Raw genomic sequence first — 22,543 nt, 5'->3', positions numbered from 1 at the left:
CTGCTTGGTCGCCGATCATGCTAGGGGCGGAGGGTGACGCTCCGTAGGCCATCAGTTCGAGTGTGCGCATGGTCACTGCGGGGGTGGGGTGGGGGCGGGGTGGGCGTGCTGGGCGCGCAGGGGGGCTCGCCGGTCGCGGAGGGCCCCGACGTATCGTTCACACGCTCTGGGTCCGATGCTGTGAGCCCCCAATTCGTGAGGCGATCGCCGTACACTTGGCGCCGGCGGACTACCGGCGGGTGAGGGGTGGTTGACGGTGCGTAAGGCGTGGCTGGTCGCTTCCGTCGGGATCGGCGGGGCCCTCAGCTTCATCGCGCTGCTCGTCGTCGGGACGTACATGGCCGCGGGGAGCATGGCCAACGGGGTCGGCGGTGGGTCCGTGGGGCTGGCCAAGGGGGCCGTGCCCGCCACCTATCAGCCCCTCGTGCAGAAGTGGGGCAACCTCTGCAAAGCCATCAACCCCGCGCTGCTCGCCGCCCAGCTCTACCAGGAGAGCGGGTTCAATCCGCGCGCCAAGAGCCCGGCCAAGGCGCAGGGGATAGCGCAGTTCATCCCGGGGACGTGGGCGTCCCACGGCCTGGACGGTGACGGCGACGGCGACCGGGACGTATGGGATCCGGAGGACGCCATCCCGTCCGCCGCGTCGTACGACTGCAAGCTCGCCGGATACGTGAAGGACGCGCCGGGAAACCCCACGAAGAACATGCTCGCCGCGTACAACGCGGGGGCGTACGCCGTCATCAAGTACGGCGGCGTGCCGCCCTACAGCGAGACGCAGAACTACGTGAAGACCATCACCGACCTCTCGAAGAGCTTCGCCCGGCCCGTCGGCCGTGTGGAACCTTCGAGGCAGGCGGCCGGCGCCATCTACTACGCCCAGAAGAAGCTCGGCACCCTCTACCTGTGGGGCGGCAACGGCACCCCGGAACAGGGTGGCCGCTTCGACTGCTCCGGGCTCACCCTCGCCGCGTACCGCTCCGTCGACATCACGCTGCCACGCGTCGCCAACGACCAGTACAACGCGGGACCGCACCCCAAGAGGGAGGAACTCCTCCCCGGCGACCTCGTCTTCTTCTCGGACGACCTGACCAATTCCCGCGCCATCCGGCACGTCGGCATCTACGTGGGCGGGGGCTACATGATCAATGCTCCGCGCACCGGCGCCGTGATCCGCTTCGACCGCATCGACACACCTGATTACTTTGGCGCGACCCGGGTCACCGAGGACGGGGCCAAGGCCGTGCCCGCCAAGCCGACGGAGGTCTGAGAGGCCCCGTTACACACGGGGTGCACGGGGTACGCGAGGTGTGATGTGGCTTGAACTCTCCGTTAGAAAACTTCTCTGAGCTGCAGCGATGTATCTCTCTTCGGTAACGTCTCAGTGATCTTTCGGTGGAGGGTGGAACGTAGGACGGGGGACAGGGCGTTCCCTTGTCTGGACCGACCACGGGGGTTGATGGACGGGGCGCACAGAACGGTGCGCCCATGGGCTAGGAGACAAGGGGCCGCAGCGCCATGGCTGGACTCGATGAATCCGGGTCGAACCCCGACGTCGGCCTGCTCTACGACATCAATGGCCTGGCCAAGGACACCCCGTCCTGGTTCGACAGCGCCATGACGTTCGTAGGGGAGTACGGGCTGTTGCTCGCCCTCGTCCTCCTGGTCGTGTGGTGCTGGTGGGGCCAGCGCAAGCGCGGCACCCTCGACGACGCCGCCTCCTCGGTCGCCGCCGTCGTCTGGGCACCGCTCGCCGCGGGCATCGCCGTCCTCGTCAACATTCCCATCCGCGGCTTCGTGGAACGGCCACGACCGTTCCGCGTCCACCGCGGCATCGAACTCCTCGTGGACGGCAAGAACGACTACTCGTTCGTCAGCGACCACGCCACGCTCGCCATGGCCATCGGCGCCGGACTCTTCGTCGCCAACCGGAAGTTCGGCCTCGTCGGCCTGGCCCTCGCCGCCGTCGAGGGCTTCTGCCGCGTCTTCATGGGCGTGCACTACCCGACGGACGTCGTCGGCGGCTTCGCGCTCGGCACCGCCGTCGCCCTGCTCCTCTCGCCGCTCGCCATGGCGATGCTCACGCCGCTCACCAAGATGGTCGGCCGCTCCGGGCGGGTGGGGTGGCTGGTGTGGGACCGGAAAGTCGGTCCTGTCGCGGCGCCGCTGAGCGGGACGGCGACGACGCGGGCGACGGGTGCGGCGTCGGCCGATCCGGACGAGAGGGACCTCGCGGCGTAGCGGAAGGCTTAGGGGACGGAGTAGGAAGCGGAGCAGGGGGCGGCGTAGAGGGCCGCGGTGAGGTCCGGGTCCTCCCGGGCGTCGGCTTCGCCACGCGTGCCGCGCTCACCACCACGTTCGAGTCCCAGTGGCCGTCCCTGCCGATGCGGCCGCCGCAGGTGAGCAGGCGCAGCTGGGAGCCGACCGCGGGTGCGTAGACCGTGGCGGTGGGGAACTCCGCCGTGCGGTACGTGTCGACCGCCGTGACATTGAACGTCGTACGTCGCCCTGCCGCCGTCGTCGTCTCGATGCGGTCGCCGGGGCGCAGCCGGTCCAGGCGGGCGAAGACGGCGTCCCGGTAGCCCCGGCCGCCCCGTCCTCCCCTTCCCGTGGGTGCGTCGCGGTGCCCCACGAGGATCGCGGGACCCAGGGCCCCGGGCCGGGGGCCCAGCGCGTACCGGCCCACCTTCAGCGCGTCCCGGAACGACGGCACCTCCAGCGCGCCCTGCCGGTCGAGGCCGACCGGCAGGACATCCGCGTCCACGCCGATCGCGGGGATCCGGATACGGCCCTCCGAGGTTCGGGAGGGTGGCGGCCCGTCACCCAGCGGGGGTGCGGTGGCGAGGAGGGTGGCCGCTGCGAGCAGCAGGGGGGCGGCTGCGCGGCGCAGGGGGCGGTTGAGGGGGTTCAGGGGGCACCGGGGTTTCAGGGGGCACCGAGGGTTCAGGGGGTTCAGAGGTGATCCGGGCCGGAGGCTGTGCCTGAGCCCGTGCCCGTGCCGCTGTTGGGGCCGGGGACGGCGTCCGTGCTGGGGGCCGTGTCGTGTGCCTTGCGGCGGCGCAGCAGCCAGACGCCCAGGCCTGCCGCCGCACCGGTCACCGCCGCGGAGACGAACGTCAGGGGGCCCGCGTCGGGGTGCGCGGCCTCGGCCGTGGCGTGGGTCGCGCCGCCGCGGGCCGCGCCGGAGGGGGTGGCCTTGAGGGCGCCGACGCTCGTGTCCGTGTCCGTGTCCGTGTCCATCTCCGCGTCCGCGCCCGGGGACTTGGTGGCGGATGTGCTGTTCGGGCTCGCGGGGAGCTGGGATGCGGCGTCCGTAGAGGTGCCGGGAGAGGTGCCCGTGGAGGGGGCCTGGCTTGTGGAGGCCTTCGGGGACGCGGACTTCTCGGCGAAGGTGGACGACGCCTTGGGGGACGCCGACTTGTCGGTCGCATCGGCATCGGCATCGGAGTCGGCGTCGGAGTCCGTTCCCGGGCCCGCGCCCAGCCCCTTGCCGTCCGCGCCGAGGAGGCTCCAGCCCTTGACGTCCTGGCCCTTGGGGTCCTTCCCCTTCTCGTCGTCCTTGAAGTAGTAGAGGGGGCGGGTCTCGTAGATGACCTGCGGTTTGTCGGCGTTCTGCGCGTCGTCGCCGGTCTGGGCGGTCTGGCCCGTGACGTCGTCGGCCTTGGTGGGGTAGCCGATCGCGGCCGGCCAGTCGGTGGCGCACGCCCCGGTGCAGTCGGGGGTGTCGGCTTTGTCGGCGTCGCGCGTGTAGAGCGGGTTGCCGTCCTTGTCGGCGAGCGCCTTGCCCTTCGGGGTGTCGATGAGGGTCAGCTGTCCGGGCTCGCCGGGCTTGTCCAGGGCGATGGCCGGGCCCGCCAGGGCGAGGACGGCCACCGCGGCCGCCATCGCCGTGACGGCGGCCGCGCGGGGGGAGCCGGTGGGTATGCGCGTGCTGCGGGGTGGGGTCATGCCCCCAGGCCACCCGTGTCCAGCGGGGTGGGCCACCTGGGGGCGTGTCGGGCGGGGCCGAACGGGTGGCGGTACCCGCCGGGCGGGTGACGGGGCAGGTGCCCGTACGTGCGGGGTGCCAGTGCCCAAAAGGGGCTTTCAGAGCGCCTGCGGGAAGTCGAAGAACCGCGTGGGGTCGTACTGCTTCTTGAGCTTCTTCAGGCGCGGCGCCGCCGCCCCGTAGTACGCCTCGCGCCAGTTCGTCAGCGTCGAGTCGGTGTAGTTCTGGTACGCGGCTCCGGACGCGTGACGCCCCATCGCCCCGTGCGCCTTTTTCAGCCACGCCCGGGCGCCCGAGCCCGACGTGCCCGCGCGCCACGACGCGATGTACTGCGCCAGCATCCGCGAGCGCCGGTGCACGAACGCCGTCGCCGTCGGGTCGACGCGGTTGATCGCGCCGCCGAGCGCCGTGAGCGCGATGCTGCCGCCGCTCGCGCCGGTCACGTTCTCGATCTGCGACAGCAGCGTGCGGATGCCAGCCGCCGAGAGCGAACGGTCGAAGAAGTCCGAACTCGCCGCGTACGTCTCGCGCTTGAGGGCCCCCGTCGGGGTGCGGCCCGGCGTCGCGCCGGGGAGGTGGCACTGGGCGTCGGCGGCGAAGGACGAACAGCCCGCGTACACCTCCATCGACTCCTCGTACGTACGCCGCTTCAGGGAGACGCTGCGCGCCGGTGCGCCGATCTTGTCGGCGAGGCGGTCGACTGCGTTCTGCAACTCGCCGTACGTCCCGAGGGAGAAGCAGGCGACGGACACGGTCGGGGTGCCGCCCGGTGTGTTCGCCAGGTGCGCGGACGACCAGATCTCGTCCGGCTGGTCCGGGCCCCACTCCTGCCACGCCTTGATGACCGCGGCCGCCTTCGACCAGGGCCAGGTCATGTAGGCGGAGACGCCCTGGGGTGCGGCGTGCGTACGGTAGGTGAGTTCGGTGACGACGCCGAAGTTGCCGTTGCCCGCGCCGCGCAGCGCCCAGAACAGGTCCTTGTGCTCGGACTTGGAGGCGGTGAGCTGCTTGCCGTCCGCCGTGACGAGCGTGGCGGAGGTGAGGCTGTCGCAGGTCAGGCCGTACGCCCGGGAGACCACGCCGTGGCCGCCGCCGAGGGTGAGACCGGATATGCCGACGGTCGGGCACGAGCCCGCGGGGATGGTGACGCCCTTCGCCGCGAGCGAGCGGTAGACGTCGATGAGCTTGGCGCCGCCGCCGATGGTGGCGGTGCTGCCGCTCGCGCGTATCTTGCTCAGCTTCGACACGTCGATGATCAGCCGGCCGTTGCCGGACGACCAACCCGCGTAGGAATGACCGCCGTTGCGGATCGCGACCTTGGTGCGGTGGGCGCGGGCGTAAGCGAGGGCGGTGCGGATGTCGTCCGGGTGTGCGACGTAGGCCACGGCGGTGGGCTTCAGGTCGTCGTACCGCGTGTTGTACAGCTGCCGGGCCGCCGCCCACTTGGCCTGCCCCGGCTGGACGAGGGTGCCGTCCAGGTCACGGGCGAGGGCCTTGAGCGTGGCCGGGGAGGAGGAGGCGGCACTCGAGGTTCTGATGGGGGTGCCGCCGGTACCGGATGCGGTGGTGCCGGTGCCCGTCCTCGTGCTGGTGCCGCCCGGGGTGCCGCTGGTGCAGCCCGCGACGGTGGCGGCGGCCAGTGTGGCCGCCGTTGTGCCGATGAATGTACGTCGTTCCATGACGCCTCCCGTTGCTTCCCGAGGACGAGACGGTGTGGGAGGCGCGGGGGTTCCTTCGCGGGGAGGCGCAGGGTTCAGAACTCCGCAGGGTTCAGGACTTCGCAGGGTTCGGGACTTCGCAGGGTTCGGGACTTCGCGGGTTTCAGGCGGACGCTTCGTGGTCCGTCGCGTCCGTACGCGCCTTGCTGCGGGCCCGCCGGGCCGGGCCGCGCCATCCGCAGGTGCAGTGGGCCGCGGTGAAGCGGCCCTTCTCGACCGTCGTCGTGCGGTGGTCTGTCGTGGGGTGGTCTGTCGTGGGGTGGTCTGTCGTGGGGTGGGCTGAGGGGAGTTGCTGATCGGCCACACGGTCACCGTAGCGACCCCGGGTGAACGGCCGCCCGCGTGACGGGTCAACGTACCGGTCGTTAGGGGAACGACGGGGGAAGTCGCAGGCGCGGAGAACGCTTGGGGGTAGACAGGCGATGGTGCACCGGCAGAGGCACGTGGGCGGTGCGGACGGCGCGGACGGTGTGAGCGGTGCGGGCGGCGTGGTTGCCGCGGCCGCCGTGACCGTCGCGTTCGGACTGATGGCCGTCACCTCCGGGTGCTCGCCCCTCGGTGCCGCCGCCGACGGCAGTGGTGCGGGTGACCCGGCCGATGTCGTACGCCGGTCCGCCGACGCCGTCGTCCGCGCGGGGAGTTCGAAGGCGTCGACCTCCATGGAGATGGCGAGCGGCGGTACGCGCGTGACCATCCGCGGCACGGGCGTCTACGACTTCGAGCGACAGCTCGGACAGTTCCAGGTGGTGCTGCCGCAGGACCCGGCGGGCAAGGACGAGCACCGGCCCATCACCGAGCTGATGGCCGCGGGCGCGCTGTACATGAAGAACCGGGGTGCCGGGGTGCCCGCCGACAAGTGGGTGCGGATCGAGACACGTTCACTGTCCGACGGCAACCTCGTCACCGGCGGCGCCACGGATCCCCTCGCGGCGGCGGAGCTGTTGCGCGGGGCGCGGAAGGTGGGGTTCGTGGGAGAGGAGCGGGTCGGTGGGGTGGACGTACGGCACTATCGCGGCGTCATCGATCTGCGTGCCGCGGCCCGAGCGGCTTCCGCAGGTCAGCGCGGTGCGCTGGGGGTCGCGGCGGCGAAAGGGTTCAGCAAGGGGAGCGTGCCCTTCGACGTCTACCTCGACGACGAGGGGCGGGTGCGGAAGCTTCGGCAGCGGTTCGCCGTGGCCGACGCGAACGTGGCGTCGACCACGTTGCTCTATGCCTTCGGGGTGCCGGCGAAGGTGCGACTTCCGGCCGAGAAGGACATCTATGCCGGGAAGATTGCGGGTCCGTAGTCGCGTACGGCTGGTGGAAATGGTCCGTCCGTGCCATGCGCGGTGCGTAGGCCGCTCCCTACCCTAGGAAGTCGGCATCAGGAAGAGGTGATGAACGTGGCTCCGACGCGTGGCGGTACGGCGGTTCAGGACCACGTCGCCCTCGCCGAGATCGAACTGTGCGGGGAACTCATCATTGCGGCGAGTGCGGCGGCCGAGCGGTTGAGCTTTGACCGGATCGACGAGGTGTTGCAGGTTGCCGACTGGCGTGAGCGGGGGGAACCCGGCGAGGCCCGGGGGTAGCGCTCCCCTTGCCGGGGGGGGGGCTGACTGACCGCCGCTTCGCGGCGATGCGACCCTCCCACCCACCCGTTCACCCCGCACCGATGGGTGGACGACCTGCGCGGGGGCTTGGTGGGCGAGGTGGTGTGGCGCCCCTCTCCGCGGGTGGGGCTGACTGACCGCCGCTTCGCGGCGATGCGACCCTCCCACCCACCCGTTTACCCCGCACCGATGGGCGGGGGTGGGGGAGAGAAGCCCGCAGCGCGGGCACGCGGTGCGGGCACGCCGCGCCTGGGGAGTGCGGGGTGTGGCGCCCGCGCGCGGTGCCTGGGGAGCGTGGGGTGTGCCGCCCGCACCGGTGCCGGGGGATGGAGGATGTGGCATCCGCACGTGGCGCCGGGGAGTGGCGTGCGCTGGCCGGTGCTGGAAGTGAGAGCTGTCTCCCACCCATCCGTCGCCCCGGGCCGAGGGGCGGGCGGGTGGGGAGCAGCCCGCGAAGCGGGCACGCGGTGCGGATGGGGTGCCGGGGGCGTTGCCGCCCCGGCTGCGTCGGATACCGCTCGGTTCACGGCAGCGCGTGGGCGCGGGGTGTGGCGGGGGGCCTTGCCGGAGGGTGAGGGGCGGCGGTGGTCGACGGGGAACCGTCCCCCTCGCGGGAGCGTTACGTGCGGAGCATGCGGGCGATCGCCTTGGTCGCCTCTTCGACCTTCGCGTCGATCTCCGTGCCGCCCTTCACCGCCGCGTCGGCCACGCAGTGGCGCAGGTGTTCCTCCAGGAGTTGGAGGGCGAAGGACTGGAGCGCCTTCGTGCTCGCCGAGACCTGCGTGAGTATGTCGATGCAGTAGACGTCCTCCTCGACCATGCGCTGCAGGCCGCGGATCTGGCCCTCGATGCGGCGCAGGCGCTTGAGGTGTTCGTCCTTCTGCTTGTGGTAGCCGTGCACCTCATGGGCCTGGGACTGGGCAAGGGCCTGGGCCTGGCCCTGCGCCTGGTCGGAGGGCGCTTCGGGCGCCCCCGGGGTCGGTACGGCCGCGCCGGCCGCGTCAGCCGCCTCGGTGGTCGTCATGGCGTCCTCCTTCTGGACTTCCTGAACGTTCTGGGCTTCCCGAACGTTCTGGGCTTCCCGAGATTTCCGAACTTCGTGGACTTCGGGTAGTGGAGCAGGGGTACACCGTCGGGTGTGAGCGCGGCGGTCCGGTGATTCCGGGACTGATTCCGGGACTCCTGGGACTTCTCGCATACCCCCCACGGGTATATCGTAGCCGATTCCACGGGGGGTGTGCTGATCACTGTGCCTGATGGGCGACACTGGGGGGCGGCCGGTTAGCCGTGGCCGGATGATGCGCCTAGCATCAGCCTGACCGCATCCAAAGCACCCCGAGGACCCCACGTGCGCTTTCGTCTGACCCCCAGGGAGACGAGCTTCTACGACATGTTCGCCGCATCCGCGGACAACATCGTCACGGGCTCGAAGCTCCTGATGGAACTGCTCGGAGCGGACTCTTCCGCACGGGCCGAGATCGCAGAGCGTATGCGGGCCGCGGAACACGCGGGAGACGACGCGACGCATGCGATCTTCCACCAGCTGAACTCCTCGTTCATCACGCCGTTCGACCGCGAGGACATCTACAACCTCGCGTCGTCCCTCGACGACATCATGGACTTCATGGAGGAGGCCGTCGACCTGGTCGTCCTCTACCAGGTCGAGGAACTCCCCAAGGGCGTCGAGCAGCAGATCGAGGTGCTCGCGCGGGCCGCCGAGCTCACCGCGGAGGCCATGCCCAATCTGCGGACGATGGCCAACCTCACCGAGTACTGGATCGAGGTCAACCGTCTGGAGAACCAGGCCGACCAGATCCACCGCAAGCTCCTCGCCCAGCTCTTCAATGGCAAGTACGACGCCATGGAGGTGCTGAAGCTCAAGCAGATCGTGGACGTGCTGGAAGAGGCCGCCGACGCCTTCGAGCACGTGGCGAACACTGTGGAGACCATCGCGGTCAAGGAGTCCTGAGGCCTCGCCATGGACACCTTTGCTTTGATCGTGACGATCGGCGTCGCGCTCGGATTCACGTATACGAACGGCTTTCACGACTCCGCGAACGCCATCGCCACCTCCGTCTCCACACGCGCGCTGACGCCTCGCGCGGCGCTCGCCATGGCCGCGGTGATGAACCTCGCCGGTGCCTTCATGGGCAGCGGGGTCGCCAAGACCGTGAGTGAGGGGATCATCGAGACCCCGCACGGCGACAAGGGGATGTGGATCCTCTTCGCGGCGCTCATCGGCGCCATCGTGTGGAACCTGATCACCTGGTACTTCGGTCTGCCCTCGTCCTCGTCGCACGCGCTCTTCGGCGGCATGGTCGGCGCGGCGCTCGCGGGCGGCATCGGGGTCATCTGGTCCGGTGTCGTCGACAAGATCGTCATCCCGATGTTCCTGTCGCCGGTGATCGGCCTCGTCGCCGGTTATCTGGTGATGTGCGCGATCATGTGGATGTTCCGGAAGTCCAACCCGCACAAGGCCAAGCGCGGCTTCCGTATCGCGCAGACGGTGTCGGCGGCCGGTATGGCCCTCGGTCACGGTCTGCAGGACGCGCAGAAGACGATGGGCATCGTGGTGATGGCCCTCGTCATCTCCGACGTGCAGAGCGCGGACGCACCCATTCCGATCTGGGTCAAGATCGCCTGTGCGCTGATGCTCTCGGCCGGTACGTACGCGGGCGGCTGGCGCATCATGCGGACCCTCGGGCGCAAGATCATCGAGCTGGACCCGCCGCAGGGCTTCGCCGCCGAGACGACCGGCGCGGGCATCATGTTCACCACGGCGTTCATGTTCCACGCGCCGATCTCGACGACGCACGTCATCACCTCCGCGATCATGGGCGTGGGCGCGACGAAGCGGGTCAACGCGGTGCGGTGGGGTGTCGCCAAGAACATCATCCTGGGCTGGTTCATCACGATGCCGGCCGCAGCGATCGTCGCCGCGTTGAGTTTCTGGGTCGTGGATCTCGCGTTCTTGTAGCGCACGCTCGGAATACACACCTGCCAGTACATGGAAGGGCCCGCCCCCGGGAGCCAGGGGCGGGCCCTTCTTGGTGTCCCTGCGGTGGCACCGCCATGCAGCACCGCGGGGAGTCTCGTGGTCGGCTCAGCCGAAGCGGCCCGAGATGTAGTCCTCGGTGGCCTGGACCGACGGGTTGGAGAAGATCCGCTCCGTGTCGTCGATCTCGACGAGCTTGCCGGGCTGGCCGACGGCGGCCAGGTTGAAGAACGCGGTGCGGTCCGAGACGCGGGCCGCCTGCTGCATGTTGTGCGTCACGATGACGATCGTGAAGCGCTCCTTCAGCTCGCCGATCAGGTCCTCGATCGCGAGGGTCGAGATCGGGTCGAGGGCCGAGCAGGGCTCGTCCATGAGGAGGACGTCGGGCTCGACCGCGATCGCCCGCGCGATGCACAGACGCTGCTGCTGGCCGCCGGAGAGGCCGGAGCCGGGCTTGTTGAGGCGGTCCTTGACCTCGTTCCAGAGGTTCGCGCCCTTGAGGGACTTCTCGACGATGTCGCCCAGCTCGGACTTCTTGTACGAGCCGTTGAGCTTCAGGCCCGCCGCGACGTTGTCGAAGATCGACATCGTGGGGAACGGGTTCGGGCGCTGGAAGACCATGCCGATCGTGCGGCGCACGGCCACCGGGTCCACGCCGCTGCCGTAGAGGTCCTCGTCGTCCAGGAGCACCTTGCCCTCGACGCGGCCGCCCGGCGTGACCTCGTGCATGCGGTTCAGCGTGCGCAGGAACGTGGACTTGCCGCAGCCCGACGGGCCGATGAAGGCCGTCACCGAGCGGGGCTCCACGGTCATGGAGATGTCGTCGATCGCCTTGTGGGAGCCGTAGAAGGCGGTCAGGCCCGATACGTCGATTCGCTTGGCCATGGGATCACTGCTTTCGAAAAGTGGAGCGTGCTGAGGGTCGCTGATGTGGCCGCCTCAGCGGCCCGTCTTGGGGGCCTTCCAGCGCGCTACGCCGCGGGCCGCCATGTTGAGGATCATGATGAAGCCGATGAGGGCGAGCGCCGCGGCCCAGGCCCGGTCGTACGACGCCTGCGTGCCGGCCGCGTACTGCTGGTAGATGTACAGCGGCAGCGAGCCCTGCGCCCCGTCGAAGGGGTTCGAGTTGATCAGGGGGTTCACCCAGACCAGGAGCAGGACCGGCGCGGTCTCACCGGCGATGCGGGCCACCGCGAGCATGACGCCCGTGGTGATGCCGCCGATCGCGGTGGGCAGCACGACCTTGAGGATGGTCCGCCACTTCGGCACGCCGAGGGCGAGCGACGCCTCGCGCAGCTCGTTCGGTACGAGCTTGAGCATCTCCTCGGTGGAGCGCACGATCACCGGCATCATCAGGATGGCGAGCGCCATGGCGCCGGCCCAGCCCGAGTAGTCGAACTCGAGGATGAGGATCCAGAAGCTGAGGACGAACAGGCCCGCGACGATCGAGGGGATGCCGGTCATGACGTCCACGAAGAACGTGACGGTCTTGGCGAGCTTCCCGCGCCCGTACTCGACGAGGTAGACCGCGGTGAGCAGGCCGATCGGCACGGCGATCACGGAGGCCAGGAGCACCTGCTCCAGGGTGCCGATGATCGCGTGGTAGATGCCGCCGCCGGTCTCTTCGTCGGCGACGACGCCCATGGAGTGGGTGAGGAAGTAGACGTCGAAGACCTTGATGCCGCGCTGCACGGTCTCGTAGATCAGCGAGGCCAGCGGGACCACGGCGAGCAGGAACATGACCCACACCAGCGAGGTGGCGAGGCGGTCCTTGGCCTGGCGGGCGCCTTCGACGGTCACCGCGAGGGCGTACGACCCGACGATGTACAGGAGGGCGGCTATGAGGCCCCACTGGATGCGGCTGTCCAGGCCGGCCCCGGCGCCGATGCCGACCGCGACGGCGGCCGAGCCCGCGGCCATGGCCAGCGGCGTCCAGCGGGGCAGCGTCGCGGCCTTGAGGGTGGCCGGGCGCTTGACGAGCGGGCCGGTCGGGGTGGGTGTCGTGGTGCTCATGCGTTGGCCCCCGAGTACTCCTTGCGGCGCGCGATGATCAGGCGGGCCGCGCCGTTGACCAGCAGCGTGATGATGAAGAGCACCAGGCCGGAGGCGATGAGCGCGTCCTGGCCGTACTCACTGGCCTCGTTGAACTTGCTGGCGATGTTCTGTGCGAAGGTGCCGCCGCCGTAGTCGAGCACGGAGGTATTGATGAGGAAGTTCGGCGAGAGGACGGTGGCGACGGCGATCGTCTCGCCGAGCGCGCGGCCGAGGCCCAGCATCGAGGCGGAGATGATGCCGGAGCGGCCGAAGGGGAGCACCGACATGCGGATGACCTCCCAGCGCGTGGCGCCGAGGGCCAGCGCGGCCTCCTCGATCATCTTCGGGGCCTGGAGGAAGACCTCGCGGCTGACGTTCGTGATGATCGGCAGGATCATGATCGCGAGGAGGATGCCGACGGTCATCAGGGAGCGCGGGGCCTCGCCGTTGTACGAGAAGACGCCGGTCCAGCCGAGGTAGTCGTCCAGCCAGCCGTAGAAGCCGGTGAGGTTGGGGGCGACCACGAGGGCGCCCCACAGGCCGTACACGATCGAGGGCACGGCGGCCAGCAGGTCGATCACGTAGGCGATGGGGCCCGCCAGCTTGCGCGGCGCGTAGTGCGAGATGAAGAGCGCGATGCCGATGGCGACGGGGACCGCGATCGCGAGGGCGATGATCGAGCTGACGACGGTGCCGAAGACCAGGACCGCGATGCCGAAGTACGGCTTGCCGTCGGTACTGATGCCGGCCGGGTCCCACTCGAAGGTGGTGAGGAAGTTACCCGTGTTGTCGGCGAGGGCGACGGTCGTGCGGTACGTCAGAAACGCGGCGATGGCCGCCATGATGACGAGGAGCACGATCCCGGAGCCCCGGGAGAGGCCGAGGAAGATCTTGTCGCCGGGGCGGGTGGCGCCGCGTGCGGCTGCCTTGCTCACCGGGGCCGTCGGCTTGACGTCGTCGACGGGGGGAGGAGCGGTCGTATTGCTTGGTATGTCCATGGGGTTCTCCGGTCTGCGGAGGCGCCGTGCGGGTGTCGCAGGCGCTCCGTGGCGGCGGTGCACCGGACGGTGCGGCCGGCCCGGGTACCGCGGGGCCGGCCGCACTCGGTTCAGCTAGCTCAGGCCCGCGACGGTGGAGCGGACCTTGGTGATGATCTCGGCCGGGATCGGCGCGTAGTCGTTGTCCTTGAGGACCTTCTGGCCGTCCTCGCTCGCGATGTAGGTCAGGAAGGACTTGGTGGCGGCGAGGCTGTCCTTCTTGTTGCCCTTCTCGCAGACGACCTCGTACGTCACGAGGGTGATCGGGTACGCGCCCTCGGCGGTCGGCTTGTAGTTCAGCTCCAGGGCGAGGTCCTTGCCCTTGCCGACGACCTTGGCCTCGGAGATGGCCTTGGAGGCGTTGTCGACGGTGGCCTTCACCGGCTCCTTGGCGTCGGTCTTCAGGTCGACGGTCTTGACGCCCTCACCGGCGTACGAGAGCTCGAAGTACGAGATGGCGCCCGCGGTCTGCTTGACCTGGCCCGCGACACCGGCGGAGCCGTTCGCGGACTGGCCGCCCTTGGGCTCCCACGACTTGCCCGGCTCGTAGGGCCAGGCGCTGGGGGCGGCGCCCTTCAGGTACTTGGTGAAGTTGTCCGTGGTGCCGGACTCGTCGGAGCGGTGGAAGGGCTGGATCTTGGTGCTGGGGAGCTCGGCGTCGGGGTTGAGCTTCTCGATCGCCTTGTCGTCCCAGGACTTGATCTTGTTGTTGAAGATGTCGCCCAGGGTCTTGGCGTCCAGGGTCAGGCTGTCGACGCCGGGGACGTTGTAGCCGATGGCGATCGGGCCGCCCACCATGGGCAGGTCGATGGCCTGGCTGCCCGTGCAGACCTTCTTCGACTTCTCGACCTCGTCGGGCTTCAGCGCCGAGTCCGAACCGGCGAACGCGGTCTGGCCCTGGAGGAACGCGGTGATGCCGGCGCCCGAACCCGTCGGGTTGTAGTTCAGCTGCACGTCCTTGCAGTTGGTCGTGTAGACCTTCCGCCAGGCGTCGATCGCGTTCTTCTGCGCGGACGAGCCGGAGGCGGCCAGCTGGCCCTCGGCGTCGTCGCACTTGATGTTGGCGTTGGCGTTGGTCTCCTTGCCGCCGTCGCCCGAGCTGGTGTCGTCGGAGCCGCACGCCGTGAGGGCCAGGGCGCCGGAGACGGCGATGGCGCCGAGGGAGAGGGCGCGGAGCCGGTTCTTGCGCTGAAGCTTCACTTCGGGTCTTCCTTCCGGGAGCCGCCGACCCTTTGCTGGCGGCGTGCGATGACTTGCGTCGTGTTGTAAGGCCGAAATTAGGCAGGGCAGGTGAAGCGGCCGATGGGCATGAGTGAACGGCGGGTGAACCTCGGCGGTCGGCCCGGTTAGGCTTTCGCCACAAAACGTAGCGGCTCAACTACAGTCAGTCATGAAAGCTGGTCGTGCCGTAGCGCCGGATACGATCGGCGCATGATCTACCCGTTCCTCGCAGGCGTCACCGTCTGGCTCGCCGTCGCCACCACCGCGGTGTGGGTCGGCCGCGAGTACTGCAAGGAGTGCCGCACGCGGCGGCGTACGGCTGCCTAGCCCGCTCGGTCAGGCCCTGCCCCGGGGCGCGGCCAGGGACGCCAGCAGGTCGGTGACGAGCTCGGCGTCCCGCTCGCGCGTCAGCAGGCGGCGGGCCGCGTCGGGCGGCAGCCACCGCAGGTGCGAGACCTCGGAGTTGGGGGCGAAGGTGCCGGAGAGCGCCTCGGCGGCCCAGTAGCGGACCTGCTTGGGGCGGTCCTGCGCGTCCCGGTAATGGGCGGTGGGGAGTTCGGCGCCGAGCGCGCACGTCATCCCGGTCTCCTCGAGGACTTCGCGCAGCGCCGCGTCCCGCGCCGTCTCCCCGCGCTTGAGCTTGCCCTTCGGGTGGGACCAGTCCGACCACTTGGGGCGGTGCACCAGGGCGAGTTCGATGCCGCCCTGCCCGGCGCGGTCCGGGCGCCACAGGACGCAGCCGGCCGCGAGGACCGTGGTCTCCTCGCCGAACGGCTCTTCCTTCCCGTACGTCACCTGACCCTCGCCTCCTCGCGCAGCCACGACCGCTGGAACACGAACCGGGCCGCCTCGACCTCGTGCCGCTGGTCGGCGTGGAGCACCCCCAGCGCGTACGCCGTGGCGGGCGCGATACGGGGGGTCCGCGCCGCGCGGGCCGCCGCCGCTGCCGCGGAAGCCGCCTCGCGGTGGACGTTCAGGGCGTGACTCGCGTCCGCGATGCGGGAGTCGGTCCTGTCGTGGCCGACGAGGACCTCCTGCGCGTACCGGGACAGGCGCAGCAGTGAGCGGACCTTCAGCCAGGGCGCGTCCTGGGCGTCCGGGGCGGTGTCCGTCGGCGCGAGGCCGTGGGAGAGGGCACCCGCGTTGTAGGGGTGGCCCGCCTGGCCGAGGGGCAGGGCGGCGACGGCCTCGGCGAGCGTCGCCTCCGCCTGGTCCGCGAGCGGGACGAGGCTTTCCGTCGCCCCGCTCAGGGGCACCTCGCTGGCCAGGACGGCCACGTGGTCCGCCACCGCGTGGAAGCGGGACGAGCCGAACGCCTGGAGGGCGGTGGAGTGGGCGCGGGTCCTGGCGAGCGTGAGCTGCCGCTCCAGGAGGGCGGCGGCCTTGGCGGCGCCGACGGCGAGGCCGCGCGGGGTACCACTGTCGGCGGCGCTCGGCACCGGGGGCTGCGCCCAGCCGTTCTGCCGTGCCGTACGGCCTGCCGCGCCCGAGGCGGCGAGGGCGGGCCGCGGGTCCCCGGCCGGGGCAGGCACCGGTGACGGGCCCGACAGCCGGTGCAGCGCCTCCAGGAGCCGGTCCAGGCGGATGGCGTACGCGTGCTCCTGGGCCAGCGTGCCGGAGAGCCACGCCAGTTCGGGGCTGAGCGACGACGCCCACTCCGCGTCCAGGAGCGGCCGGAACGTGTGCAGGGTGCCGCCGATGCGGCGGGCCGCACGGCGCAGGGAACGGGCGGCCTCCAGGGACTCCTCCGCGCCCTGCGCGTCCGTGCTGGACTCGCGGTGCAGCCGCAGCGAGCGGAGGAACTCCGTGGCCTGGTCCTGCAGATAGGCCGTGAGGGCCTCGCCCGCGGTGCCCGTGCCCGCTCCCGTACTCGTCATCTCATGGTGTTGCTGTGCCACGCCGGCGCCTCCGGGCGTCTATGAGCATCTCCTGCACGTTGCGCAGGGGCTGGCCGTCCGGGTCCGCCGAGTGGCGGGTCCAGTTGCCGTCCGCGCCCAGGTGCCAGGAGGCCGTGGTGTCCGACATGCCGGTCTCCAGGAGCCGGCTGAGGGCCGCCCGGTGCGCCGGGTCCTGGACCCTGACCAGCGCCTCGATACGGCGGTCGAGATTGCGGTGCATCATGTCGGCGCTGCCGATCCACACCTCCGGTTCGCCGCCGTTGCCGAAGGCGAAGACCCGGGAGTGTTCGAGGAAGCGGCCGAGGACGGAACGTACCCGGATGTTCTCCGAGAGGCCCTCCACGCCGGGGCGGACCGCGCAGATGCCGCGTACCCACACGTCCACCTCGACGCCCGCCTGCGACGCACGGTACAGCGCGTCGATGACGGCCTCGTCGACCATCGAGTTGACCTTGACGCGGACGTAGGCGGGGCGGCCCGCCCTGTGGTGCTGTATCTCCTTGTTGATGCGGGAGACGAGGCCGTCGCGCAGGGACTTGGGTGCCACGAGCAGTCGGCGGTAGGTCTCCCTGCGGGAGTAGCCGGAGAGCCGGTTGAAGAGGTCGGAGAGGTCCGCGCCGACCTCCGCGTTGGAGGTGAGCAGCCCCAGGTCCTCGTAGAGGCGGGCGGTCTTGGGGTGGTAGTTGCCGGTGCCCACGTGCGAGTAGCGGACGAGGGACTCGCCCTCCTGGCGCACGACGAGGGACAGCTTGCAGTGCGTCTTCAGACCGACGAGGCCGTACACCACATGGCAGCCCGACTCCTCCAGCTTCCGCGCCCACTTGATGTTGGCCTGCTCGTCGAAGCGGGCCTTGATCTCGACGAGGACGAGGACCTGCTTGCCGGACTCGGCGGCGTCGATGAGCGCGTCGACTATGGGGGAGTCGCCCGACGTCCGGTACAGCGTCTGCTTGATGGCGAGGACGTCCGGGTCGGACGCGGCCTGCTCCAGGAACGCCTGCACGGAGGTGGAGAACGAGTCGTACGGGTGGTGCAGGAGTACGTCGCGTTCGCGAAGAGCGGCGAAGATGTCGGGGGCGGACGCCGACTCGACCTCGGCGAGGTCGCGGTGGGTGCCGGCCACGAACTTGGGGTACTTCAGCTCGGGCCGGTCCAGCTTGGCGATGCTGAAGAGACCGGTCAGGTCGAGCGGTCCCGGCAGCGGGTAGACCTCCGCCTCGCTGATCTTCAGCTCGCGCACCAGCAGGCTGAGGATGTTCGGCGCGATCGACTCCTCTACCTCCAGTCGCACCGGCGGCCCGAAGCGGCGCCGCATGAGCTCCTTCTCCAGAGCCTGGAGCAGGTTCTCGGCGTCGTCCTCCTCGACCTCCAGGTCCTCGTTCCTGGTGAGCCGGAACATGTGGTGCTCCTGGATCTCCATGCCCGGGAAGAGCTCCTGGAGATGCGCGGGCGCGGCGATGACGTCCTCGATGGGGACGTACCGCTGCGGGGAGGCCTCAAGGAACCGCGAGAGCAGCGGAGGAACCTTCACCCGTGCGAAGTGCTGATGTCCGGAGACCGGGTTGCGCACGACCACGGCGAGGTTGAGCGAGAGCCCCGAGATGTACGGGAAGGGGTGCGCGGGATCGACGGCCAGCGGGGTCAGGACGGGGAAGATCTGCTGCCGGAAGAGCGTGAAGAGCCGGGACTGCTCCTTCTCGGTCAGCTCCTGCCAGCGCACCAGGTGGATGCCCTCGTCGGCGAGGCCGGGCGCGACGTCGTCCTGATAGCAGGCGGCGTGCCGGGCCATGAGCTCGCGGGAGCGGTTCCAGATGAGGTCGAGGACCTCGCGGGGCTGCAGACCGGAGGCCGAGCGGGTGGCGACCCCGGTAGCGATGCGGCGCTTCAGGCCCGCCACCCGGACCATGAAGAACTCGTCCAGGTTCGAGGCGAAGATCGCCAGGAAGTTCGCCCGTTCGAGGAGGGGCGTGTCCGGGTCCTCGGCGAGTTCGAGCACCCGCTCGTTGAAAGCGAGCCAGCTGCGCTCCCGGTCCAGGAACCGCCCCTGGGGCAGCTCGGCGCCGTCGTGACCGACCGCGGCGTCCTCGTCGTACGCGTCGAGGTCGGCGTCGATGTCGGGGTCGAGGTCGGAGACGGTGGCGGCGATGGTGGCGGGCCGGTGCGCGGCGATGGAACCCACGGAAGGCTGGGCGTGCTGCACGTGTCCTTGCGTGTTCTGCTGGCTCATGGACCCATTGTTCCGCGCGGGCACGACGATGGGCGCGTCGGAGAGCGCGGGAGTGAGGCGGAGCTTCCCGTTTGCCTGGGAAGAGCTCCCGTTCTCCCGGGACGGGTCGGGCGCGGCGGGCTGCATTGAGCGAGCGTCGCAAGGCTGTCTGAATGAGTGGTTACGGCGACATGACGTGCGGGACATCGGCCGAAGGCTCCGGGGCGTCTACAGCGGGGTGCCTTCGGCCGATCGTGGGGTTCAGGCCACGCGGTGGCGGAGGAGGCGGAATGCGGCGTAGGTGACGACGGCGGCCAGGACCAGCAGGATGCCGGTCTCCACGAGCTGGAGGGGCCAGAAGTGCGACGAGGGGTGGAAGTCGGAGTACCAGCCGGTGACTTGGTGCTCGGTCAAGCACGCCTCCGGGTCCGGGCCCCAGCACAGCGACTCCGGGAGCCGTTTCCCGTCGGCGGTGAGCATGCCGTGTTCCAGCAGGAAGCCGAAGTCGGGCGTGGTGGCCCCGGAATACGTGCGGGCCCAGGTCGTCGTCTCGGTGGCCCACAGGTGGGGGCGGGCCAGCGGCAGCAGGACGACCACGCCCAAGGTGACGGCCGTGGCGGCCGCCATCGCGGGGAGCACGCGGCGCACCAGGAGACCGGTGAGGGCGCCGACGGCGAGGCCGAGCAGGGCGTACCCGATGCCGACCGTGCCCAGGGAGCCGTACATGGCCCGCTCGTACCAGAGTGCCCGGACGTATTCGAGCTCGGGGCCGGTGGACCACGCCCAGCGCTGGACCGCGGTGAACAGCACCACTCCGCTCACCACGAGCGCGGCGACCACGGCGAGCCGGGCGGCGAGCCAGCGGGCCGGGGTGACCGACTGCGTCCACGCCCATTTGTACGTGCCCGACTCCAGGTCCCTCGCGACGATGGGGCCCGCGACGAACGCCCCGATCAGGCAGGGCAGGCCGAGCATGGCCATGCCCGCGTAGTCGAGGTTCCTGCCGAACTGGAGCTCGGCGTCGAGGTAGCCGCGGACAGAGCCGCCGCAGTCCGGCGTGGTCTTCCTGATGACGCAGTCCGTCGCCGTGAAGACATCGGCGGCGTGGCCTACCCACAGCCGCGCGGCGGCCAGTGCGGCGGTGCCGAGCACGAACAGGCCGAACAGGACCCACAGGGCCGTGCGGTGCTGGCGCAGCACCGCGCGGTAGGGGCCCGGGAGGGCGAAGGCGGCGCGGCGGGCCTGCCGCGCGGCGGGCCCGGTCGTCGTCGCGGTCACGCGGACACCCCCAGATCCCGCGCACCGCGCTCCCGGGGCGTGCTGCCGGGGGAGAGGAGCGGTGGCGCTTCCGGTGCGCGCAGGTGGGCCAGCAACAGTTCCTCCAGGGAAGGCTCTTCCACGTCCCAGCCGTCGGCGACCGGGCCCTCGGTGCGGATCAGTGCCGTCAGGCCGCGCCCCGCGGCGCGGGACTCGACGACGGTGTGCGGGTGGAGTCGGTCGGCCGGGCCGCGGCCCGTGACCAGGCGGTGCGCGCCGATGAGGTCGTCGATGCCGCCCGCGAGCCGGATGCCTCCGTCGGACACGAGGAGCAAGTAGTCGCAGGCCTCCGCGAGTTCGCTCACTATGTGGGACGACATGACCACGGTCGTGCCGTGCTCGGCGGCCTCCGCCATCAGCGTGCCCATGAGCTGGTGCCTGGCGAGCGGGTCGAGGTCGGCCATCGGCTCATCCAGGAGCAGGAGTTCGGCGCGCTTGCCGAGGGCGAGGGCGAGCGCGACGCGGGTGCGCTGGCCGCCGGAGAGCGTACGGATACGGGCGGTGCGGTCGAGGCCGCCGCCACTCACGACGCGTTCGGCGGCCTCCATATCCCATATGTGGGCGTTGAGTTCGGCGCCGAGCCGCAGGGCTTCGGCGATGGTCAGCTGCGGGTGGAGCGGCTTGTCCTGGGCGACGTACGCGATGCGCTCCCGGGCCTTCGCGGGGCCCGTGCCGAGGACGCTGATCGTGCCCTCGGTGGGGCGGTCGAGGCCCGCCGCGAGGGTGAGCAGGGTCGACTTGCCCGCGCCGTTCGGGCCGACGACCGCGCAGACGCGGCCTGCGGGCAGGCGAAACGTGCAGTCCCGCAGGGCGTATCGGCCCCGCCCGAAGCGTTTGGTCAGTGCGGTCGCCTCTATGGCGGTGTCGGTCATGCGGGGTCCCCCTGGGGTGCCTGCTGTCGTTGGTCCTGCGGTTGGTGTTGTTGCTGGTCCGGCTGGTCCTGGGCTCGCGGTTCGCCGAACTGCTCTTCCAGTACGGCCGTGAACAGCGCCGCCACGTCGTCCCTCTCCAGCCCCGACTGCCGGGCCCGCGCGGCCCATTCGGCGAGCTCCCCCCGGAGCGGCGAGTCGGCCGGTGCGGCGCCGAGCGTCCTGCGGACGAACGTGCCGAGCCCACGCCGGGCCTCGACCAGGCCTTCGCGCTCCAGCTCGCGGTAGGCCTTCAGCACGGTGTTCGGGTTGATGGCCGTGGCCTCGACGACCTCGCGGGCCGTCGGGAGCTTGTCGCCGGGTTCCAGGAGGCCGAGGCGGAGGGCCTGGCGGGTCTGCTGGACGATCTGGAGGTAGGTGGCGACGCCGCTGCGCCGGTCGATGCGGTACTCGACCACTGCCTTGCACCACCCTTTCACTAATTGAGTAGTGAAAGGGTGGTGCAAAAGAGGGGCGGCGTCAAGGGACGCCGCCCCTCGGGGTGCGGAGGTGCGGTGGGGGAGCGGGTCCTACGACTCCGTGCGGTACATCAGGTCCGTCTCGTGCGTGACGAAGCCAAGCCGCTCGTAGACGCTCACGGCCGCCTTGTTGTCCGCGTCCACGTACAGCATCGCCGTCGGCAGGCCCGCCCGCGCGAGGTGGCGCAGGCCCGTCGTGGTCAGCGCCTTGCCGAGGCCACCGCCCTGCGCTCCCGGCCGTACGCCCACGACGTACACCTCTCCCAGGCGCTCCTCGGCGTGCACCTTCGTCCAGTGGAAGCCGACCAGCTCGCCGTCGCTCTCCCGCACGGCGAGGAAGAAGCCCGCCGGGTCGAACCACGACTCCGCCTTGCGGTCGTCCAGGTCCCGCTGCGTGAGAGCGCCCTGCTCCGGGTGGTGCGCGAAGGCCTCCGCGTTCACCGCGAGCCACGCCGCGTCATCCTGTCCGGGTACGAAGGTACGTACCGAAACGCCCTCGGGCAGCGCCGGATCCGGCAGGGACAGGTCCGCCAAGGGGCGCCGCATCTGGCGCAGTTCGCGGAACAGGGCGAGGCCGAGCACCTGGGCCAGGTGGCGGGCCGCGGAGTGCCCGCCGTGCGCCCACACGCGCAGGCGGCGGCCCGACTCGGCGAGCAGCGCGGTGCCGAGCGCCCTGCCGTGCCCGTGCCCGCGGCGCGAGGGGTGCACGACGAGCTCCGCGGCGGGTGCCTCGACGGGGTCGGTGTCCTCCAGCTGCGCGTATCCGACGAGCTGGTCGTCGACGGTGAGCAGCAGGTGCCGGACGCCGTCGCGGGCACCGCCGCGCAGCTGGAGCCGACCCTGCTCGGACACCGCCTGCTGCCCGTCCGTACGGGCGGCCTCGGCGAGCAGCTCGAGCACGGCTTCGGCCTGCGCGGAGGTGAGTTCGGCGAGGGTGTCGATCTGGCGGAGGGGGGTGGGGGCGTCGGCGGGGCGGTCGTGAGTCATGCTCCCGAGCGTATTCTGGCGGGGCGCCTTGTGGGGTGGGGTGCTCTTTGGTTGCTGTTTGTCGTTCGGCTTCCCGCCGGGGGTGGGTTGTCGCGCTGCGCGCTCGTCCTCAAACGCCGGACGGGCTGAAAGGCTCGCTTCGCTCGTCCTCAAACGCCGGACGGGCTGG

21 protein-coding genes and 1 pseudogene are annotated in these 22,543 nt (G+C 70.6%); 6 read left to right on the top strand and 16 right to left on the bottom strand.

Going from position 1 to position 22,543, the window contains the following annotated elements:
- The first annotated feature begins 256 nt into the window (after positions 1 to 256).
- Both NOO62_RS18875 and NOO62_RS18870 read left to right on the top strand, forming a co-directional pair.
- Complete coding sequence (locus NOO62_RS18875; protein ID WP_268775689.1) at positions 257 to 1,267, top strand: NlpC/P60 family protein; 1,011 nt, start codon at positions 257 to 259, stop codon at positions 1,265 to 1,267.
- Positions 1,268 to 1,515: 248 nt separating this feature from the next.
- Positions 1,516 to 2,238, top strand: coding sequence for a phosphatase PAP2 family protein (locus NOO62_RS18870; protein ID WP_268772067.1), 723 nt, complete (start codon positions 1,516 to 1,518; stop codon positions 2,236 to 2,238).
- Positions 2,239 to 2,341: 103 nt separating this feature from the next.
- On the opposite strand, the pseudogene NOO62_RS39300 reads toward NOO62_RS18870, so the two are convergent.
- The 4 genes and pseudogenes from NOO62_RS39300 to NOO62_RS18850 all read right to left on the bottom strand — a co-directional run.
- Positions 2,342 to 2,776 (bottom strand): annotated as a pseudogene (locus NOO62_RS39300) (sortase domain-bontaining protein); the annotation flags it as partial.
- A gap of 173 nt (positions 2,777 to 2,949) precedes the next feature.
- On the bottom strand, positions 2,950 to 3,945 hold the full coding sequence (locus NOO62_RS18860; protein WP_321170583.1) for a hypothetical protein: 996 nt from the start codon (positions 3,943 to 3,945) through the stop codon (positions 2,950 to 2,952).
- 138 nt (positions 3,946 to 4,083) lie between these two features.
- Entirely contained in the window at positions 4,084 to 5,664 is a 1,581-nt protein-coding gene (locus NOO62_RS18855; protein WP_268772066.1) for an FAD-binding oxidoreductase, read from the bottom strand.
- A 142-nt stretch (positions 5,665 to 5,806) separates the two neighbouring features.
- A complete protein-coding gene (locus tag NOO62_RS18850) occupies positions 5,807 to 6,007 on the bottom strand; it encodes a hypothetical protein (RefSeq protein ID WP_268772065.1) in 201 nt (66 codons plus the stop codon).
- A 118-nt stretch (positions 6,008 to 6,125) separates the two neighbouring features.
- On the opposite strand from NOO62_RS18850, the gene NOO62_RS18845 reads away from it, so the two are divergent.
- Complete coding sequence (locus NOO62_RS18845) at positions 6,126 to 6,989, top strand: hypothetical protein (protein ID WP_268772064.1); 864 nt, start codon at positions 6,126 to 6,128, stop codon at positions 6,987 to 6,989.
- 90 nt (positions 6,990 to 7,079) lie between these two features.
- Positions 7,080 to 7,271, top strand: coding sequence for a hypothetical protein (locus NOO62_RS18840; RefSeq protein ID WP_268772063.1), 192 nt, complete (start codon positions 7,080 to 7,082; stop codon positions 7,269 to 7,271).
- Between the two features lie 640 nt (positions 7,272 to 7,911).
- Here the strand turns inward: NOO62_RS18840 and NOO62_RS18835 are convergent.
- Positions 7,912 to 8,316: a metal-sensitive transcriptional regulator gene (locus NOO62_RS18835; protein WP_321170582.1), complete on the bottom strand. Its 405-nt coding sequence runs from the start codon at positions 8,314 to 8,316 to the stop codon at positions 7,912 to 7,914.
- 324 nt (positions 8,317 to 8,640) lie between these two features.
- Here NOO62_RS18835 and NOO62_RS18830 point away from each other — a divergent pair, with 324 nt between their 5' ends.
- Together NOO62_RS18830 and NOO62_RS18825 are read left to right on the top strand one after the other, a co-directional pair.
- Positions 8,641 to 9,261 (top strand): DUF47 domain-containing protein, encoded by a 621-nt coding sequence (locus NOO62_RS18830; RefSeq protein WP_268772062.1) that lies wholly within the window; start codon positions 8,641 to 8,643, stop codon positions 9,259 to 9,261.
- A gap of 9 nt (positions 9,262 to 9,270) precedes the next feature.
- Complete coding sequence (locus NOO62_RS18825) at positions 9,271 to 10,269, top strand: inorganic phosphate transporter (protein WP_268772061.1); 999 nt, start codon at positions 9,271 to 9,273, stop codon at positions 10,267 to 10,269.
- A 126-nt stretch (positions 10,270 to 10,395) separates the two neighbouring features.
- Here the strand turns inward: NOO62_RS18825 and pstB are convergent, their stop codons facing one another.
- From pstB to mshD, 11 genes are all read right to left on the bottom strand, one after another.
- Positions 10,396 to 11,172: a phosphate ABC transporter ATP-binding protein PstB gene (pstB, locus tag NOO62_RS18820; protein ID WP_150184869.1), complete on the bottom strand. Its 777-nt coding sequence runs from the start codon at positions 11,170 to 11,172 to the stop codon at positions 10,396 to 10,398.
- Positions 11,173 to 11,226: 54 nt separating this feature from the next.
- Positions 11,227 to 12,300, bottom strand: coding sequence for a phosphate ABC transporter permease PstA (pstA, locus tag NOO62_RS18815; protein WP_268772060.1), 1,074 nt, complete (start codon positions 12,298 to 12,300; stop codon positions 11,227 to 11,229).
- Positions 12,297 to 13,319 carry a phosphate ABC transporter permease subunit PstC gene (gene pstC, locus NOO62_RS18810; RefSeq protein ID WP_268772059.1) on the bottom strand — a complete coding sequence of 341 codons (1,023 nt, stop codon included), beginning with the start codon at positions 13,317 to 13,319 and terminating at the stop codon, positions 12,297 to 12,299. The genes pstA and pstC overlap by 4 nt, the downstream gene beginning before the upstream one ends.
- A gap of 114 nt (positions 13,320 to 13,433) precedes the next feature.
- On the bottom strand, positions 13,434 to 14,558 hold the full coding sequence (gene pstS, locus NOO62_RS18805) for a phosphate ABC transporter substrate-binding protein PstS (RefSeq protein WP_268772058.1): 1,125 nt from the start codon (positions 14,556 to 14,558) through the stop codon (positions 13,434 to 13,436).
- A 357-nt stretch (positions 14,559 to 14,915) separates the two neighbouring features.
- Positions 14,916 to 15,374 carry an NUDIX hydrolase gene (locus NOO62_RS18800; RefSeq protein ID WP_268772057.1) on the bottom strand — a complete coding sequence of 153 codons (459 nt, stop codon included), beginning with the start codon at positions 15,372 to 15,374 and terminating at the stop codon, positions 14,916 to 14,918.
- Positions 15,371 to 16,477 carry a CHAD domain-containing protein gene (locus NOO62_RS18795; protein ID WP_414930854.1) on the bottom strand — a complete coding sequence of 369 codons (1,107 nt, stop codon included), beginning with the start codon at positions 16,475 to 16,477 and terminating at the stop codon, positions 15,371 to 15,373. Before NOO62_RS18795 ends, NOO62_RS18800 begins: the two co-directional genes overlap by 4 nt.
- Positions 16,458 to 18,830 carry an RNA degradosome polyphosphate kinase gene (locus NOO62_RS18790; RefSeq protein ID WP_414930853.1) on the bottom strand — a complete coding sequence of 791 codons (2,373 nt, stop codon included), beginning with the start codon at positions 18,828 to 18,830 and terminating at the stop codon, positions 16,458 to 16,460. Before NOO62_RS18790 ends, NOO62_RS18795 begins: the two co-directional genes overlap by 20 nt.
- Positions 18,831 to 18,944: 114 nt before the next feature.
- On the bottom strand, positions 18,945 to 19,961 hold the full coding sequence (locus NOO62_RS18785; RefSeq protein WP_268772054.1) for a hypothetical protein: 1,017 nt from the start codon (positions 19,959 to 19,961) through the stop codon (positions 18,945 to 18,947).
- Positions 19,958 to 20,872, bottom strand: a complete 915-nt coding sequence (locus tag NOO62_RS18780) for an ABC transporter ATP-binding protein (protein WP_268772053.1) — start codon at positions 20,870 to 20,872, stop codon at positions 19,958 to 19,960. Before NOO62_RS18780 ends, NOO62_RS18785 begins: the two co-directional genes overlap by 4 nt.
- Positions 20,869 to 21,327, bottom strand: a complete 459-nt coding sequence (locus NOO62_RS18775) for a GntR family transcriptional regulator (protein WP_268772052.1) — start codon at positions 21,325 to 21,327, stop codon at positions 20,869 to 20,871. Before NOO62_RS18775 ends, NOO62_RS18780 begins: the two co-directional genes overlap by 4 nt.
- A gap of 111 nt (positions 21,328 to 21,438) precedes the next feature.
- Positions 21,439 to 22,374 carry a mycothiol synthase gene (mshD, locus tag NOO62_RS18770; RefSeq protein ID WP_268772050.1) on the bottom strand — a complete coding sequence of 312 codons (936 nt, stop codon included), beginning with the start codon at positions 22,372 to 22,374 and terminating at the stop codon, positions 21,439 to 21,441.
- Positions 22,375 to 22,543: the final 169 nt, after the last annotated feature.

Source organism: Streptomyces sp. Je 1-369 (genome assembly GCF_026810505.1).
In the GTDB taxonomy this organism is placed as follows: Bacteria; Actinomycetota; Actinomycetes; order Streptomycetales; family Streptomycetaceae; genus Streptomyces.
This window is presented reverse-complemented; position numbering and strand designations above follow the sequence as displayed.

Excerpts from the sequence above, each read along its gene's own strand:
- NOO62_RS18835 (WP_321170582.1), bottom strand. The coding sequence starts at position 8,316 with ATGACGACCACCGAGGCGGCTGACGCGGCCGGCGCGGCCGTACCGACC.
- NOO62_RS18855 (WP_268772066.1), bottom strand. The coding sequence starts at position 5,664 with ATGGAACGACGTACATTCATCGGCACAACGGCGGCCACACTGGCCGCC.
- NOO62_RS18790 (WP_414930853.1), bottom strand. The coding sequence starts at position 18,830 with ATGCAGCCCGCCGCGCCCGACCCGTCCCGGGAGAACGGGAGCTCTTCC.
- pstB (WP_150184869.1), bottom strand. The coding sequence starts at position 11,172 with ATGGCCAAGCGAATCGACGTATCGGGCCTGACCGCCTTCTACGGCTCC.
- NOO62_RS18845 (WP_268772064.1), top strand. The coding sequence starts at position 6,126 with ATGGTGCACCGGCAGAGGCACGTGGGCGGTGCGGACGGCGCGGACGGT.
- NOO62_RS18825 (WP_268772061.1), top strand. The coding sequence starts at position 9,271 with ATGGACACCTTTGCTTTGATCGTGACGATCGGCGTCGCGCTCGGATTC.
- mshD (WP_268772050.1), bottom strand. The coding sequence starts at position 22,374 with ATGACTCACGACCGCCCCGCCGACGCCCCCACCCCCCTCCGCCAGATC.
- pstC (WP_268772059.1), bottom strand. The coding sequence starts at position 13,319 with ATGGACATACCAAGCAATACGACCGCTCCTCCCCCCGTCGACGACGTC.
- pstA (WP_268772060.1), bottom strand. The coding sequence starts at position 12,300 with ATGAGCACCACGACACCCACCCCGACCGGCCCGCTCGTCAAGCGCCCG.
- NOO62_RS18870 (WP_268772067.1), top strand. The coding sequence starts at position 1,516 with ATGGCTGGACTCGATGAATCCGGGTCGAACCCCGACGTCGGCCTGCTC.
- NOO62_RS18860 (WP_321170583.1), bottom strand. The coding sequence starts at position 3,945 with ATGACCCCACCCCGCAGCACGCGCATACCCACCGGCTCCCCCCGCGCG.
- NOO62_RS18780 (WP_268772053.1), bottom strand. The coding sequence starts at position 20,872 with ATGACCGACACCGCCATAGAGGCGACCGCACTGACCAAACGCTTCGGG.
- NOO62_RS18840 (WP_268772063.1), top strand. The coding sequence starts at position 7,080 with ATGAACGTGGCTCCGACGCGTGGCGGTACGGCGGTTCAGGACCACGTC.